Consider the following 13720-nt stretch of genomic DNA (forward strand, 5'->3'; position numbering starts at 1 on the left):
TCGCTCCCATGCCGAGCCAGGAGACCCTTGCCGCCCTTCGCGCCTTCGTCGCCGAGCGAGATTGGGATCAGTTCCACTCTCCGGAGAACCTGGCGAAGAGCATCTCGATCGAAGCGGGCGAGCTTCTCGAGTGCTTCCAGTGGTCTGCGGACTTCGACCGGGAGCAGGTGGAGGCCGAACTGGCAGACGTCATCACGTACTGCATCCACCTTGCGAACAAGCTTGGTGCCGACCTTGATGACATCGTCATGAAGAAGCTGGAGTCGACGAAGGCGAAGTACCCCGTGGAACTCGCGAAAGGGCGCATGACGAAGTACACCAAGCTGTCCGAGGCGCCCGAGTGACAGAGTTCAGCATCCAGCGGCTCCCATTTCAACGCGACGCCGTCGATGCGTGGGCCCGTGACGACACCCGGCACACCAATTGGCCTGTCGTCTATGTGATCGAGGGGAGCACTCAGCGCACGTCGCCCGGGCTCTATGTCGGAGAAACGGTGAACGCCGCGAGCCGGATGCGTCAGCACCTCGCGGGATCAAAGCGGCACGAGGCTCTCGAGTCGATCCGGGTCGTCGTTGACCACACCTTCAACAAGTCCGTGTGCCTCGACCTCGAGTCGCACCTTATTCGGTGGTTCTCCGGTGACGGCCGATATCGCATCCTCAACGGCAACGACGGCCTCACGGACGCGCAATACTACGATCGCGACCTCTACCGTGAGTCCTTCCGGGACGTGTTCGATGCTCTCCGCGCCGAGGGGCTTTTCTCCCGAAGCATCCCGCAGATCGAGAACTCCGATCTCTTCAAGCTGTCGCCCTTTAAGGCCCTCACGGACGACCAGGGCGTCGCGATCATGGACATTCTCGAGGGCCTACTCGACGATCTTCACGATCCCTCCGCCCGGTCGACGCTCGTCGTTCAGGGCAACCCGGGAACGGGCAAGACGATCATCGCGATCTTCCTCATGAAGCTGCTCGCCGACATCCGCGACTACCAGGATCACGACGGCGTCGAGCCGGACTCGATGTTCTCCGAGTTCTTTGTTCCGGAAAATCGTGAGCTACTTAAGAGCCTTCGCATGGCTCTTGTGATTCCTCAGCAGTCGCTCAGGGAGTCCGTGAAGAAGGTGTTCAAGAAGACGCCGAAGCTCAACGCGGGAATGGTGATGTCACCGTTCCAACTGGGCGAATCGGATGACGAGTTCGACCTCGTACTCGTCGACGAGACTCATCGGTTGGGCCAGCGCGCGAACCAAGCATCGGGCGTGCAGAACAAGAAGTTCCGAGACATCAATGCGGCTCTGTTCGGCGAAGACGACCCCACTTACACACAGCTCGACTGGATCAAAGCTCGAAGCAGACATCAACTCCTGCTGGTGGATGGCGAGCAAAGCGTGCGGCCGCATGATCTCGCGCCATCTGCACTCGATGCCGAGGTGAGAGCGGCGAAGGACGCGCACCGCTTTTTCCGTCTGACCACCCAGATGCGCGTACGGGCGGGAGCCGATTACGTCGAGTTCATCCGCGCGCTGCTGCGGGAGGAAGCGCCAGTGCTCCCCGACCTCGGCGAGTATGAACTCCGCCTCTTCGATGACCTCGGCGAGATGCGCGAAGCGATCCGATATAAGGACGCCGAAGTCGGTCTTTCGCGACTCGTCGCAGGCTACGCGTGGGACTGGGTGTCCAAGAAGAACCCCGACGAGTTCGACATAGAGCTCGACGGCGAGCGCCTGCGGTGGAACGGAACAGATAAGGACTGGATCAATTCACCGGGAGCGCTCGAGGAGGTCGGGTCGATCCACACCGTCCAGGGATACGACCTCAACTACGCGGGCGTCATCATCGGGCCGGACCTCCGCGTAGACGCCACAACCGGCCGGATCGTTGCGGACCGCGAGAGTTATCGCGACAAGAAAGGCAAGGAGAACACCGGCCATCTCAGGAACTCGTTCGGCGACGACGACCTGCTGACCTTCATCCGCAACATCTATGGGGTGCTGCTCACGCGGGGGATGCGCGGGACGTACGTATATGTGTGTGACCCCGCGCTTCGCAAGCGCCTCGCCGCTGCATTCAGGAGCTAGCCCCGAACCGCTCCCCCGAACTCACCTGCTGCGCCACCCGCCGTAGCGCCAACAACAACGGCTCCACCAGCACAGACCCCAACACCACGTACCGCACGGCCGCCTCCGCGGACTCCCCCGGCACCCCCGCGATCTCGGCATCCGCGATGCGCCGCGCCGACCGCAGGTACTCGCGCATCACGGCCTTCGGCACGACGAAGCCCGCGCGCTCCAAGCCGTCCAACGCCCGAGCCACCGCGTGCAGCACTGCCTCGTCGCACATCCCCGGCTTCCACCCGAGCCCCTCGACCAGGGCTTCGGCCTCCGCCAGATCGACAGACTCCTCCACGGGCGGAGTGATCGCGGCGTGCGCGGTCCCGAGCAGCTCGTGAGGATTCGCGGGCGGGTCGTCCAGCGCGCCGAGCACCCGGCGCGTCTCGGCGATGCTCACGCCGGCGTCGAGCAGCGCCCGGATCACCCGCAGCCGCTCCACGTGCTTCTCGCCGTACGCGGCCTGGGTCGGCGACGTCCGCTCGCCCTCGGGGAGCAGCCCCTCGCGCAGGTAGTACTTGATCGTCGGCACGGTCACGCCGGTCTGCGCCGACAGTTCGGAAATCCTCATGGCCACCTCTTGACATCGATAGTAGCGCTATCCAGTATGGATAGTGACGCTATCCAATCGAAGGAGGCACCATGTCCAAGGTCGTCACGGGCCGCATGACCCACCACCACGACGGCGAGCTCGTCGTGTTCCACATCGGGATGCAGATCAACCGCTGGTGGCGGCCCGACCTGTGGCTGCCCGCGTTCGTCGCGATGCCGCGGATGCTCCGGGAGCTCAGCACCGACCACGACTCCGGCCTGCTCGGCTACCAGCTGCTCCTCGGATCGGGCGGCCCCTATGTCGTGCAGTTCTGGTCGTCGGTCGAGAAGCTCTACGCCTACGCCTCGAACCCGAACCAGGAGCACCGCCCCGCCTGGACTGCCTTCAACCGCGCCGCCCGCAAGGCGCCCGGCGCGGTGGGCGTGTGGCACGAGACGTTCCTCGTCGACACCGCCGAGAGCGTCTACGTCTCCACCAAGCGCATGGGACTCGCCGCCGCCACGCAGCACGTCGAAGTGCCCCGCCGCCACGACCGCGCCCAGGCGCGCTTCACCGACGGACGGACGGAGGCGACGAAGCCGCTAGCCTCACCACATGCCCCGTGACCTGGTCTGCTTCCAGGTCGCCGATGGCGACTTCTGACCACATCCTTCCCTGCATATCACCGCGCCGGCACCGTTCGGGGTAGCGTGCCACTGGTCCCCTCGGCAGACAGGCGCTCCACCCGGCGCCGCCCCCGGCCGCGGACGACCCCGCGCGTGCACCCGCGCGCGGCACAGGACCTCGCGCACCACCCTGCGTGAGCCCGACCGGAAGGCGATGATGCCCGACACCTCGAAGACCCCGTCCCACTCGGTCTGGCGGCGCAAGCCGGTCAGCGACATGACGGAGGAGGCCGCGCGCAGCGGCCTGCACAAGTCCCTCGGCCTGTGGCAGCTCACGGCGATCGGCGTCGGCGGCATCATCGGCGTCGGGATCTTCTCGCTCGCCGGACTCGTCGCACACGGCGACGCCGCCAACCCGGGTGTGGGACCGGCCGTGCTCATCTCGTTCCTCATCGCCGGGCTCGCCTCCGCGGCCGCCGCCCTCTCGTACGCCGAGTTCGCGGGCATGATCCCCCGCGCCGGCTCCGCCTACAGTTACGGGTACGTCGCGCTCGGCGAGGTCGTCGGCTGGTTCATCGGCTGGGACCTCCTGCTCGAATACGTGGCCATCGTCGCGGTGGTCGCCATCGGCATCTCCGGCTACCTCGACGCGTTCCTCTCCGGGTTCGGCATCCACCTGCCGCTCTCCGTCACCGAGACCGCCGACGTGCCGGGCGGCGCCATCAACGTGCCCGCGATCGTCATCTGCCTGCTCGTGACGTTCCTCCTCAGCCGCGGCACCCAGACGTTCGGACGCTTCGAGCTCGTCGCCGTCGCCATCAAGATCGCCCTGATCCTCGGCATCGTCGGCCTCGGCATCTTCTACATCAACACCGAGAACTACGACCCCTTCATGCCCAGCGGCTTCGGCCCCGTCTTCACCGGCGCCGCCACCGTGTTCTTCGCCGTCTTCGGCTACGACGCCATGAGCACCGCCGCCGAAGAGGCCAAGGACGGCCGCAAGCACATGCCGAAGGCGATCATCTTGTCGCTCATCATCGCGATGCTGCTGTACGTCGCCGCGACCCTAGTGCTCACCGGCATGCAGAACTACACCGAGATCGACCCCAAGGCCGGCTTCGCCTCCGCGTTCACGGGAGTGGGCCTGCCCGTCGTGGCCGCCATCATCTCCGTGTTCGCGGTGCTGTCGATCCTCACCGTCATGCTTACGTTCCTCCTCGGCGCGACCCGCGTCTGGTTCTCGATGAGCCGCGACGGACTCCTCCCCGGCTGGTTCAGCAAGGTCGACCGCCGGGGCGTGCCGCAGCGCGTCACCTGGATCGCCGGCATCGCCTCCGCCTTCTTCGCCGGCGTCTTCCCCATCCGCGCGGTCGCCGACCTGACGAACATCGGCATCCTCGCCGCGTTCGTCGTGGTGTGCGTCGCGGTGATCGTGTTCCGCTACACGAAGCCCGACGCCCCGCGCACGTTCCGCCTGCCCTTCATGCCGGTGGTCCCGATCATCGGCGTCGGCTTCTCCCTGTTCCTCATCTCCCAGCTGCACTGGGAGACCTGGCTGCGCTTTGCCGTCTGGCTCGTGATCGGCCTGATCATCTACTTCCTCTACGGCCGCCGCCACTCCCTCATGAACCCCGACAGCCCCCGGCACCGCGCGGAGGAGAAGTCGTGAGCGGGAGCCCGACCCGCGGAACCGCCCGGGAGCGGGGAACGGTCGTCGCGCTGGTGCTGCTCGGCACGGCGCTTCCGACGGTCGCGACCCTCCCGCTGTTCCACGACGTCGCGTGGGTCCTCTGGCTCGCTGCTCTGATACTTCTCGGAGTCGCGTTGGCTGTGGTGGGAAAGGTGCTCCGCAGACGCGGCTAGCCAGAAGCGATCACTCGTTCGCCTCCGAACCGCGGCCGCTATTCCGTCCCGGACGCGGATCCCATCCTGATCGCCGAATTCAGGTACAACCCCGCCACGAGAACCAGCACGACACCTCCCACGAAGACGAGTGGCGGATTCGGGAACTGCCCCGCAGCGATCGACGCGCACGCTCCCTGCGCGAAGAAGAACAGAGCAAGCGCGATGCTCATGCGGCGGGCGTACGTCATCCTCCACCACGGCCGCCTGGCGTCCGACTCTGCCGGCCCGCGAAACGTTCGCGCCGACACGATCGCCGCGGAAACGAGCGCCACGACGGCCCAGATGACGCCGAGCTCGAAGCTCACGGCGCTCAGAGGGACAAGGACAAGCGGCATTCCGATCACGACGACGAGGACATATCCGACCTGCCCCGAGGGCTCCTTGATGCGCATTGCTGTCTCCCTTCCCCCGACCGCGGCGAAGGACGTGCTCGCGAATTCCGACGCGACCCATCCCCGCAAAGCCCCCGCGATCGATTCGTCATGAACGCTGGCACAGGGGTCGATGCGGAGTCCAGAAAAGTGCACACCCTCCAGCCGTTGTATATCGGTGGTGGAGGCTCAGCCCTGGGCAATCCCGCGGAGGAGCAGGAGCACCGTCTCCTCCACACGCTCGGCGCTCAAGGGCTGACCGATCAGCGCGGCGTACGAGGCCATCGCGATGAACTGATCCGCGATCGCGGCGGCGTCCACGTCCGCCCGCACGTCTCCGTCCGCCCGTCCACGCGACATCCGCTCCGACACCCACTCGCGGATCGGCGCCGCGAGCTTCTCGTTCAACACCAGCCCGAGCTCGGGGTCGGCCGCGGTGACCTCGATCAGCGCCCGCGCGAGCGCCACCCCCTGCGGCCGGGCGAGCCCCGCGGACACCGCCGTGAACCAGGCCCGCAGATCCGCGCCGAGGTCGTCGGTCATCGGTACCGCCACATCCGACCCGGGCAGGGTGCCCTCGAGCAGCGCCTCGCCGAGGATCGCGGCCTTCGTCTTCCACCAGCGGTAGATGGTCTGCTTCGACACCCCGGCCGCCTCCGCCAGACCCTCGATCGTCACGGCCTCGTAGCCGTCCTCGGCGAGAGCGCGACGCATCGCGTCCAGCACGGACTGGCGGGCTTTCTCGCTGCGAGGACGGGCCACCCATCGAGCGTACAGAGGCGTACACTGGAACATAAGTAGACGCACCGTTGCGAAACCCGAGCAAGGAGAAAGAGCATGGCCCTCACCGCACACTCCACCATCGGCGACTGGATGAACGACCCGACCGGCGGCCCGCTCATCCGTGGACTCTTCGAGCAGACGGGCGCCGACCCCGAGCTCCTCACCCCCGTGCTCGGCCTGCCCCTGCAGCAGCTCGTCGCCATGAGCCAGGGCCAGCTCCCGCAGTCGGTCGTCGACGACCTGGTGCGCGCCGCCAACAACGGCGAGATCCCCGAAGACGACGCCTCCGAGGGGTGGACCGAGAAGGTCACCGCGGGCCGCTTCGCCGGCAAGACCGTGATCGTCACGGGCGCCGCCTCCGGCATCGGCAAGGCCACCGCCTCCCGCATCGCCCGCGAGGGCGGCCGTGTGATCGCGAGCGACATCGCCGCCGAGAAGCTCGACGCCCTCAAGGCCGAGCTCCCGGAGGCCGACATCGTCACGGTCGCGGGCGACCTCACGAAGCAGGAGGCCATCGACGCGGTGCTCGCCGCCGCGGGCGACCGCATCGACGGCCTCGCCAACGTCGCCGGCATTAACGACGACTTCTCCCCCGCGGGCGAGACCCCCGACGCCGTCTGGGACCGCGTCATCGCGATCAACCTCACCGCCCCGTTCAAGCTCATGCGCGCGGTCATCCCCGTGATGGAGAAGGCCGGCCGCGGCGCGATCCTCAACGTGTCGAGCGAGGCCGGCCTCCGCGGCAACGCCTCGGGCAACGCCTACACCGCCAGCAAGCACGGCATCATCGGCGTCACCAAGTCGGCCGCCTTCATGTACGGGCCGAAGGGCATCCGCGTGAACTCCGTCGCCCCCGGCGGTGTCGCCACCGGCATCCCGATGCCCCCGCACATGTCGGAGTACGGCTCCGGGCGCCTCGCCCCGTTCCAGCAGGCCATCCCCACCGTCGCGACCGCCGAGCACCTGGCCGCGTCGATCACGTTCCTGCTGTCGGACGACGCCGTGAACATCAACGGCGCCATCCTCGCCTCGGACGGCGGCTGGTCCGTCCAGTAACGCGACTCCCTGAGACCGACGCCCCCGCCGACCCGAACGGCGGGGGCGTTACTCGTGTGCGGGCGCGGGTCTGATGCGGCAGGTGAGAGCGGCCTGCGCCCGGGGCGAGGTGCACTGTCGTTACGATGCCCGGATGACGTACCTCGACCTGTGTGAGCGCTTCATCGAGCGGGAGTTCCCGGCGGCGGAGATCGCGGTGATCGGCGGCAGCACGGCCCGCGGCGACCGGACGGCCTCCAGCGACATCGACCTCCTCGTGATCGGCGACGCGCTGTTTCCGAACGGCGGGACGAGCCTGGCCGCGACCTACCGCTTCGAGGGAGAGATCTTCGAGGTGTTCGCGTACACGCACGACGGCTACCGGGAATGGGCGCGCGGCGGGATCGATCAGCACCGGCCCGTCATCGTCCACATGCTCGTCGAAGGCGAAGAGGTGCGCGGCGGCCAGGCCCTCACCGCCCTCCGCGAGGAGTGGGGCGCGCGACTCGCAGACGGCCCGACCATGGACGAGCATGAGCTCGCGCTGCGGCGCTACATGATCACCGACCTGCTCGACGATCTGCGCGACGCCACCGACGAGCTGGAGCGGAACGTCATCGCCTGGACGCTGTTCTCCCGGGTCGCGGAGCTCGTGCTGCTCACCGAACGGCACTGGATCGGAACGGGCAAGTACCTCCCGCGGCGGCTCCGCGACCTGGACCCCGCCCGCGCGGAGCGCCTCGCCGCACCCCTGCTCCACGGCGACCTCACCGCGTTCGCGGCACGCGCGGACGAGGAGCTCGCCCGTGCCGGGGGTCGCGTGCAGGACGGCTTCGTGCGCTGACGGCTACACCACCCCCACAAGCTCGTCCCGCACCCAGGACCGCAGGGTCGTGGGGGTCGTGGTCACGAGCGAGCGCGGTTGCTCCGGGGTGAAGTCGTCGCGCAGCCCGGTGGACATGCCCAACACCGCCTCCGCCATCGCCTCCGGCATGCCCGCAGCCTTCAGGCCCTGACGCAGGTCGTCGTCGGCGATGCGCTCCACCGTGACCTCGCGGCCGAGCTCGTGCGTGAGGATGCCGGCGACCTGCGCCCAGCTCAGATCCTCCGGCCCGTGCACCGCCTGCACCCGCCGCCCGCTCCACTCGCGGTTGAGCAGGGTGAGCGCGGCGACCTCGGCGATGTCGCGCGGCGCCACCCACGGCATCGTCGAATCGAGCGGCAGCACCGTCGACAGCCGCCCGGCCCGCAGCGACTCCGCGTCGAGCAGCAGGTTGCTGAAGAAGTAGCCGCAGCGCAGATGGGTCACAGCGATGCCCAGAGCGTCGAGCGCCACCTCGGTCGCGGCGAGCCCGTCGATCTCGCCCGCGCCGTGACGCCTCTCGGCACCGACGCTGCTCTGGAACACCACCCGCCCGATGCCGTTCCGCGCGACCGCGCCCACCAGGGCGTCCGTCGCCCGCGCGTAGTCGGCGAGCGGATCCTCCGACATCACCGACGGATCCACCCAGTACAGGGCGTCCACGCCCCGGGTCGCGGCGCTCACCTCCTCCGCGTCCTGCGAGTCGGCGCGGGCGATCTCGACGTGCGGCCGCAGCTCCGCCGCGATGCGATCGGGGGTGCGCGTGAGCAGGAGCGGACGGACGCCGGCGCGCACCAGCATCCGCGTCAGGTGCCGGCCGACATGGCCGTTCGGGGTCGTGACAGCGATGCGCATGAGGGATCCTCTCGTTCGATGTCCGCCCACGTTAGAACCAGATACGGCCTGATCCTGGCCGTATCTCGCGGGATCATGGAGGCGTGGACACTCCGTCGAACCGCACGCTCCGTCTCCTGTCCCTCCTGCAGACCGGCGGCGAGTGGAGCGTGCCCGAGCTCGCCGCACGCCTGGAGGTGAGTGCCCGGACCGTCCGCCGCGATGCGCAACGCCTCCGCGACCTCGGCTACGACGTGCACTCCCGACCCGGACCCGGCGCCGCCTACCGCCTGCGCCCCGGCACCCGCATCCCTCCGCTGCTGCTCGACGCGGACGAGGTCACCACGATCATCACGGCTCTGCTCGTGCTCGAGACCGGAGACCCCGCCGACCCCGCGCCCGCGGTCGCCCGCGCCAAACTCGAACAGACCCTGCCGCCCGCGCTGCGCCGCCGAGCCGCCGCCACCGCCCTGTCGACGCAGATCCTCCAGCCGGAGACGGCCGCCGTGGACTGGGCACTCGTCGGCACCCTCGCCGACGCGGTCGCCCAGGGCTCGCGCCTCACCTTCGACTACACCGACCAGCACGGCACCGCCTCCGCGCGGACCATCGAGCCGCACCGCCACGTGCGGCGGACGTCGCGGTGGTACGTCGTGGCATTCGACCTCGATCGCGACGACTGGCGGCTGTTCCGCCTCGACCGGATGCGGCACGCGCGGATCCTTCCGGGCACGCACACCCCGCGCGACTTCCCCTTCGCGTCGGTGGAGGCGTGGCTCACGAGCGACTTCGGGCGGACGGACGCGGCGGCGCCGGGATCCGCAGGAGTGATGTGAGTTGTGGTGAGCCGCGGTGCGCGGGCTGCGGGTGCGGGCTACGGGCTACGGGGTGAGAAGGCGGAGTCTCGCGCGCAGACGCGCACGCCGCCCGGGTCCGCGGAGCGCACCCGCATCGGTCCGCAAGGCCCTGTCCCTCCCTCCCGAGCTGCCCGTACACTCCCGGGCATGCTGAAGATCGTGTCGATCGTGATCCGCGTGAACGACCTCCCGGCCCAGGCCGCGTTCTGGAAGGCCGCCCTCGACTATGTGGAGCGCGACCCCGCCGAGGACGACTGGCTCGTGCTGAAACCGCGCGATGCCGAGACGCCGTGCATCGCGCTCGACGCCCACCACTCCGAGCGGGTGCTGCCGCCGCGCATCCACCTCGACATCTACGCCGAAGACCAGGCCGCCGAGGTCCGGCGACTGGCCGGGCTCGGGGCGCGCGAGGTGCACTGGGACGGCCGGCCCGACGACGCGGACTACATCATCATGGAAGACCCCGAGGGCAACCGCTTCTGCATCGTCGACCGTCCGGACTGGCGCGGCTGGGAGGCCTGAACCGCCACCGGATGCGGGCCGTGCGGGGTGGAAAACACACCGGAAGCCGCCCGGAGAGGAGCGATTCCGACCCCGCACGCCAACCGAGCCGCGGTCGCCCCCGTGCGGGGTGGGAAACGCACCGGAAGCCGCCCGGGGAGGAGCGGTTTCGACCCCGCACGCCACCGGGCCCGAGGTCACACCCCGGCGCCGCGGGCGCGAGCCGCCCGGACGAGGGCGGCGTTGCCGGGGGCATCGGTGCCGTCGGGAAGCAGCAGCACGTCCTCCAGGCCGATCCGCGTGTCGAGCCCGAGCTCCACGGCGAGGTCGAGCGCGGCCCAGGCCGACCGCTCCTCCCCGTGCAGCAGGATCGGCAGGTCGGGCTCCTCCTTGGCCACGTGCGCGACCAGGCCCTCCGCATGCGCGCGCACCACCTCGGCGGCCTCGTCGGGAAGCTCGACGAGCACCCGCACACAGTCCCCGCGCACCGGCGAGTGCCGCCACACCTCCAGGCCCGCCGCGTCCCAGATCCCCGCCTCCACGCCGATCCCGCGACGCCGCAGCAGGGCGGCCACCTCATCGGCCCCCGCCTCGTGCCAGTTCACCGAGGCGTAGTCGGGCAGCTCGGTCCACGACTCGATCGCGGCGAGCCGTCGCGACACGTCGGGCTCCGCCCATGCACCGGTCGTCACGCCCACGGGCACACCGGGGCATGCCGCGCGGACGGCCCCGAGCCACCGCTGCACGTCCCGCGAGTCGAGCGAATCGCGGCCCGACGCATCCTTCGGGTGCACGTGCACCTCCGCCGCACCGGCCTCGAGCGCCGCCGCGGCGTCTTGCGCGACCACCGTCTCGTCGGCGCTCAGCCAGGGATGCGACGCCACCTCGCGCGCGCCGTTCGCGCACACCTGCAGCAGCATCGGCGCGGTCACCACATCAGGTCGCGCGGGTGCGCCTCGTTCGGAGCGACATCCTCGGACGGCCCTTCCTCGGTGCGCACGAAGTGCTGCACCTGTCGCGCGACCGCCGCCCCGCGACCGACCTTCACCGCCTCGTCCATCGACTCGAAGCTGCTCCCGAGCGTGTGCGACTCGCCCTGGATGCGGTTGAACCAGATCCCGTTGCGCGAGAAGGTCTCGATGTCACCTGCGGCCATGCCCCTGCCTTTCGTCGTCCTTCCTTTCTACGTGGGGCGACCGACAGCGAAGAGGGCCTTGACACCGTGTTTCCGCCCACGGCGCCGGCCGCATCTGCGCACGACTCCTCCGATCCACGGCGGACCTCGCGCACCCTGACCGCCGCCCCGCTGCTTCGCTGATAACGTTCCCTTCAGATCGCGGACACCACGGCTCGGAGGCAGGAATGAGCGAGAGGGCGCACCGGCCGACCGTGAAGGAGGTCGCCCAGCGCGCGGGCGTCAGCCCCATGACGGTGTCACGCACGCTGTCCGGCGGCGTGAACGTGAAGCCCGAGGTGCAGCAGCGGGTGCTCGCCGCGGTCGCCGAGCTCGGGTATCACCGCAACGAGAACGCCCGCAGCATCCGCCCGGGTCACAGCAGCGGACTCATCGGCGTCGCGATCACCAACATCGCCAACCCGTACTACAGCACCTTCGCACTCGGCGTGGAGGAGGAGGCCGCTCTCACCGGCCGCCGCATCCTGCTCGGCAACACCTCGGAGGACGCCGCCCGCGAGGCCGAGCTCGTCGGCGACTTCCTCGGGCGTCGCGTCGACGGACTCATCGTGGTGCCCGCGAGCACCACCTCCACGCACCTCGCCCACTCGCAGAACCAGGGCGTGCCGGTGGTGCTGGCCTCGCGCCGCATCGACGGGCTCGCGGCCGACAGCGTGGTGCTCGCCGACGAAGACGGCGCGTTCCGCGGCACGACGGCCCTGATCGACGGCGGTCACACCCGCATCGGTTATCTCGGCAACGCCCTGTCGATCTTCACCGGCGAGCGCCGCCATGCCGGGTTCGTGCGGGCGATGGAGACGCGCGGCCTCCGGGTCGACCCGCACCTGGTCGCCACGAACCAGCAGACCGTCGAGCAGGCGCGCGATGCCACCCGCGCGCTGCTGCGGGCCAAGAACCCGCCGACGGCGATCTTCTGCGCCAACAACCGCAACGCGATCGGCGCGCTCAAGGAGATCAGCACACAGCTCGCCACGGGGCTTCGTGCTTCGGCCGACTTCCCCGAGCTGCTGAGCTTCGACGACTTCGAGCTCGCCGAGCTGTCGCCCGTGCCCATCAGCGTGATCGACCACGACCCGCGAGAGCTCGGTCGCACGGCCGCCCGCCTGCTGCTCGACCGTCTCGACGGCGGCGATCGCGAGGCGCCCGCCCGCGAGGTCGAGCTGCCGGTGTCGCTCCGCGGCGTGCGCTGAACCACCCCTCGCCGCGGATGTTGACACTCCTCGCCTGCGTTGATAACGTTACCAATCATCGACGAGGAGGCCGGATGGAGCTGTGCATCGATTTCGGGGGAACCGAGATCAAGCTGGCCGTCATCGACGGCGACCGCGTCCTCGCGTCGAACCGGCTCCCCGTGCGCGGCACCGCCGCCGACCTCGCCGACGCGGCCCTCGACGCCCGCCGTCTCCTGAGCGAACTCGGTGCCGAGGCCGACGCCGTGGGCATCGCCGTCCCCGGCGTGGTCGACCCCGCGACCGGGCGCATGCGGCACGCGAACGCCAAGTACGACTTCCTCCGCGACTTCGACCTCGGCACCTGGGCCCGCGCGGAGTTCGGGCTGCCCGCCGTGGTGGAGAACGACGCCCGCGCGGCGCTGATCGGCGAGACCTCCGCGGGCAGCGCCCTCGGCGAGCGCGACGCCGTGCTGGTCACACTCGGCACGGGCATCGGCACGGCCGCCCTCCTCGACGGGGTCGCGCTCCGCGGCCGCACGGGTCACGCGGGCATCCTCGGCGGACACCTCACGGTCGACCTCGACGGCCCCACCTGCCCGTGCGGCAACATCGGCTGCGGTGAAGCGCTCGCCAGCACCCGCGCCCTGCCGGCGGGCGTGAGCATGACCGAGGTCTTCACGACCGACGCGCACCCCGAGCTCCGCGACCGCTTCCTGCACGTCTGGGGCGCGGTCGTCACGAGCCTCGTGCACTCCTACGACCCGGCCGTGGTGATCCTCTCCGGGGGCATCCTCCGCGCGGGCGCCGCGATCAGCACGCCCGTCGACGAGTACCTGCGCGCACACCTGTGGCCGTCGCTCACGCCCCCGCGCCTCGTCGTGCCGCCCGAGCCGGAGCTCTCGGTCGCCCGCGGCCTCAGCGTCCTCGCCCGCGCCGC

Annotated in this window: 17 protein-coding genes; 11 read left to right on the top strand and 6 right to left on the bottom strand. The window is 69.7% G+C overall.

Features of this window, described 5'->3' with window-relative positions; translation table 11 throughout:
- Window positions 1-8: 8 nt before the first annotated feature.
- Together DW297_RS16660 and DW297_RS16665 are read left to right on the top strand one after the other, a co-directional pair.
- On the top strand, window positions 9-344 hold the full coding sequence (locus tag DW297_RS16660) for a nucleotide pyrophosphohydrolase (protein WP_136034464.1): 336 nt from the start codon (window positions 9-11) through the stop codon (window positions 342-344).
- Window positions 341-2080 carry a DUF2075 domain-containing protein gene (locus DW297_RS16665; RefSeq protein ID WP_136034466.1) on the top strand — a complete coding sequence of 580 codons (1740 nt, stop codon included), beginning with the start codon at window positions 341-343 and terminating at the stop codon, window positions 2078-2080. Before DW297_RS16660 ends, DW297_RS16665 begins: the two co-directional genes overlap by 4 nt.
- On the opposite strand, the gene DW297_RS16670 is transcribed toward DW297_RS16665, so the two are convergent.
- The gene (locus tag DW297_RS16670; RefSeq protein WP_136034468.1) at window positions 2070-2681 is read right to left on the bottom strand and encodes a MerR family transcriptional regulator; all 612 of its coding nucleotides are present in this window, start codon (window positions 2679-2681) and stop codon (window positions 2070-2072) included. The genes DW297_RS16665 and DW297_RS16670 overlap by 11 nt on opposite strands.
- 71 nt (window positions 2682-2752) lie before the next feature.
- Between DW297_RS16670 and DW297_RS16675 the strand changes: the two genes are divergently transcribed.
- The 3 genes from DW297_RS16675 (at window position 2753) to DW297_RS16685 (ending at window position 5131) form a co-directional block, all read left to right on the top strand.
- Window positions 2753-3268: a monooxygenase family protein gene (locus tag DW297_RS16675; RefSeq protein ID WP_136034470.1), complete on the top strand. Its 516-nt coding sequence runs from the start codon at window positions 2753-2755 to the stop codon at window positions 3266-3268.
- 214 nt (window positions 3269-3482) lie between these two features.
- A complete protein-coding gene (locus tag DW297_RS16680) occupies window positions 3483-4937 on the top strand; it encodes an APC family permease (RefSeq protein ID WP_240744667.1) in 1455 nt (484 codons plus the stop codon).
- Window positions 4934-5131, top strand: a complete 198-nt coding sequence (locus DW297_RS16685) for a hypothetical protein (RefSeq protein WP_136034472.1) — start codon at window positions 4934-4936, stop codon at window positions 5129-5131. Before DW297_RS16680 ends, DW297_RS16685 begins: the two co-directional genes overlap by 4 nt.
- 38 nt (window positions 5132-5169) lie before the next feature.
- On the opposite strand, the gene DW297_RS16690 is transcribed toward DW297_RS16685, so the two are convergent.
- Together DW297_RS16690 and DW297_RS16695 are read right to left on the bottom strand one after the other, a co-directional pair.
- Entirely contained in the window at window positions 5170-5565 is a 396-nt protein-coding gene (locus tag DW297_RS16690; RefSeq protein ID WP_136034474.1) for a hypothetical protein, read from the bottom strand.
- 168 nt (window positions 5566-5733) lie between these two features.
- Window positions 5734-6306 carry a TetR/AcrR family transcriptional regulator gene (locus tag DW297_RS16695; RefSeq protein ID WP_240744668.1) on the bottom strand — a complete coding sequence of 191 codons (573 nt, stop codon included), beginning with the start codon at window positions 6304-6306 and terminating at the stop codon, window positions 5734-5736.
- A 75-nt stretch (window positions 6307-6381) separates the two neighbouring features.
- Between DW297_RS16695 and DW297_RS16700 the strand changes: the two genes are divergently transcribed.
- Window positions 6382-7383 carry an SDR family NAD(P)-dependent oxidoreductase gene (locus DW297_RS16700; RefSeq protein ID WP_136034476.1) on the top strand — a complete coding sequence of 334 codons (1002 nt, stop codon included), beginning with the start codon at window positions 6382-6384 and terminating at the stop codon, window positions 7381-7383.
- A gap of 133 nt (window positions 7384-7516) precedes the next feature.
- On the top strand, window positions 7517-8206 hold the full coding sequence (locus DW297_RS16705) for a nucleotidyltransferase domain-containing protein (RefSeq protein WP_168442894.1): 690 nt from the start codon (window positions 7517-7519) through the stop codon (window positions 8204-8206).
- Between the two features lie 3 nt (window positions 8207-8209).
- Here DW297_RS16705 and DW297_RS16710 read toward each other — a convergent pair whose 3' ends face one another.
- Window positions 8210-9079 carry an NmrA family NAD(P)-binding protein gene (locus DW297_RS16710; RefSeq protein ID WP_136034480.1) on the bottom strand — a complete coding sequence of 290 codons (870 nt, stop codon included), beginning with the start codon at window positions 9077-9079 and terminating at the stop codon, window positions 8210-8212.
- Between the two features lie 83 nt (window positions 9080-9162).
- Here DW297_RS16710 and DW297_RS16715 point away from each other — a divergent pair, with 83 nt between their 5' ends.
- Both DW297_RS16715 and DW297_RS16720 read left to right on the top strand, forming a co-directional pair.
- A complete protein-coding gene (locus DW297_RS16715; protein ID WP_136034482.1) occupies window positions 9163-9894 on the top strand; it encodes a helix-turn-helix transcriptional regulator in 732 nt (243 codons plus the stop codon).
- A gap of 168 nt (window positions 9895-10062) precedes the next feature.
- Window positions 10063-10437 carry a VOC family protein gene (locus tag DW297_RS16720; protein ID WP_136034484.1) on the top strand — a complete coding sequence of 125 codons (375 nt, stop codon included), beginning with the start codon at window positions 10063-10065 and terminating at the stop codon, window positions 10435-10437.
- A 176-nt stretch (window positions 10438-10613) separates the two neighbouring features.
- Here DW297_RS16720 and DW297_RS16725 read toward each other — a convergent pair whose 3' ends face one another.
- A complete protein-coding gene (locus DW297_RS16725; RefSeq protein ID WP_240744669.1) occupies window positions 10614-11348 on the bottom strand; it encodes a 3-keto-5-aminohexanoate cleavage protein in 735 nt (244 codons plus the stop codon).
- On the bottom strand, window positions 11345-11572 hold the full coding sequence (locus DW297_RS16730; protein WP_136034486.1) for a hypothetical protein: 228 nt from the start codon (window positions 11570-11572) through the stop codon (window positions 11345-11347). Before DW297_RS16730 ends, DW297_RS16725 begins: the two co-directional genes overlap by 4 nt.
- A 206-nt stretch (window positions 11573-11778) precedes the next feature.
- Here DW297_RS16730 and DW297_RS16735 point away from each other — a divergent pair, with 206 nt between their 5' ends.
- Together DW297_RS16735 and DW297_RS16740 are read left to right on the top strand one after the other, a co-directional pair.
- Complete coding sequence (locus tag DW297_RS16735) at window positions 11779-12801, top strand: LacI family DNA-binding transcriptional regulator (RefSeq protein WP_136034488.1); 1023 nt, start codon at window positions 11779-11781, stop codon at window positions 12799-12801.
- A gap of 74 nt (window positions 12802-12875) precedes the next feature.
- Window positions 12876-13720 (top strand): ROK family protein (locus DW297_RS16740; RefSeq protein ID WP_168442895.1); only part of this gene is annotated, 845 nt, incomplete at its 3' end.

The sequence above is a fragment of the Microbacterium sp. PF5 genome (genome assembly GCF_004794315.1).
Lineage (GTDB): Bacteria > Actinomycetota > Actinomycetes > Actinomycetales > Microbacteriaceae > Microbacterium > Microbacterium sufflavum.

Coding starts and splice junctions, on each gene's coding strand:
- DW297_RS16680 (WP_240744667.1), top strand. CDS start 3,483: ATGATGCCCGACACCTCGAAGACCCCGTCCCACTCGGTCTGGCGGCGC.
- DW297_RS16705 (WP_168442894.1), top strand. CDS start 7,517: ATGACGTACCTCGACCTGTGTGAGCGCTTCATCGAGCGGGAGTTCCCG.
- DW297_RS16710 (WP_136034480.1), bottom strand. CDS start 9,079: ATGCGCATCGCTGTCACGACCCCGAACGGCCATGTCGGCCGGCACCTG.
- DW297_RS16700 (WP_136034476.1), top strand. CDS start 6,382: ATGGCCCTCACCGCACACTCCACCATCGGCGACTGGATGAACGACCCG.
- DW297_RS16690 (WP_136034474.1), bottom strand. CDS start 5,565: ATGCGCATCAAGGAGCCCTCGGGGCAGGTCGGATATGTCCTCGTCGTC.
- DW297_RS16720 (WP_136034484.1), top strand. CDS start 10,063: ATGCTGAAGATCGTGTCGATCGTGATCCGCGTGAACGACCTCCCGGCC.
- DW297_RS16735 (WP_136034488.1), top strand. CDS start 11,779: ATGAGCGAGAGGGCGCACCGGCCGACCGTGAAGGAGGTCGCCCAGCGC.
- DW297_RS16670 (WP_136034468.1), bottom strand. CDS start 2,681: ATGAGGATTTCCGAACTGTCGGCGCAGACCGGCGTGACCGTGCCGACG.
- DW297_RS16675 (WP_136034470.1), top strand. CDS start 2,753: ATGTCCAAGGTCGTCACGGGCCGCATGACCCACCACCACGACGGCGAG.
- DW297_RS16730 (WP_136034486.1), bottom strand. CDS start 11,572: ATGGCCGCAGGTGACATCGAGACCTTCTCGCGCAACGGGATCTGGTTC.
- DW297_RS16660 (WP_136034464.1), top strand. CDS start 9: ATGCCGAGCCAGGAGACCCTTGCCGCCCTTCGCGCCTTCGTCGCCGAG.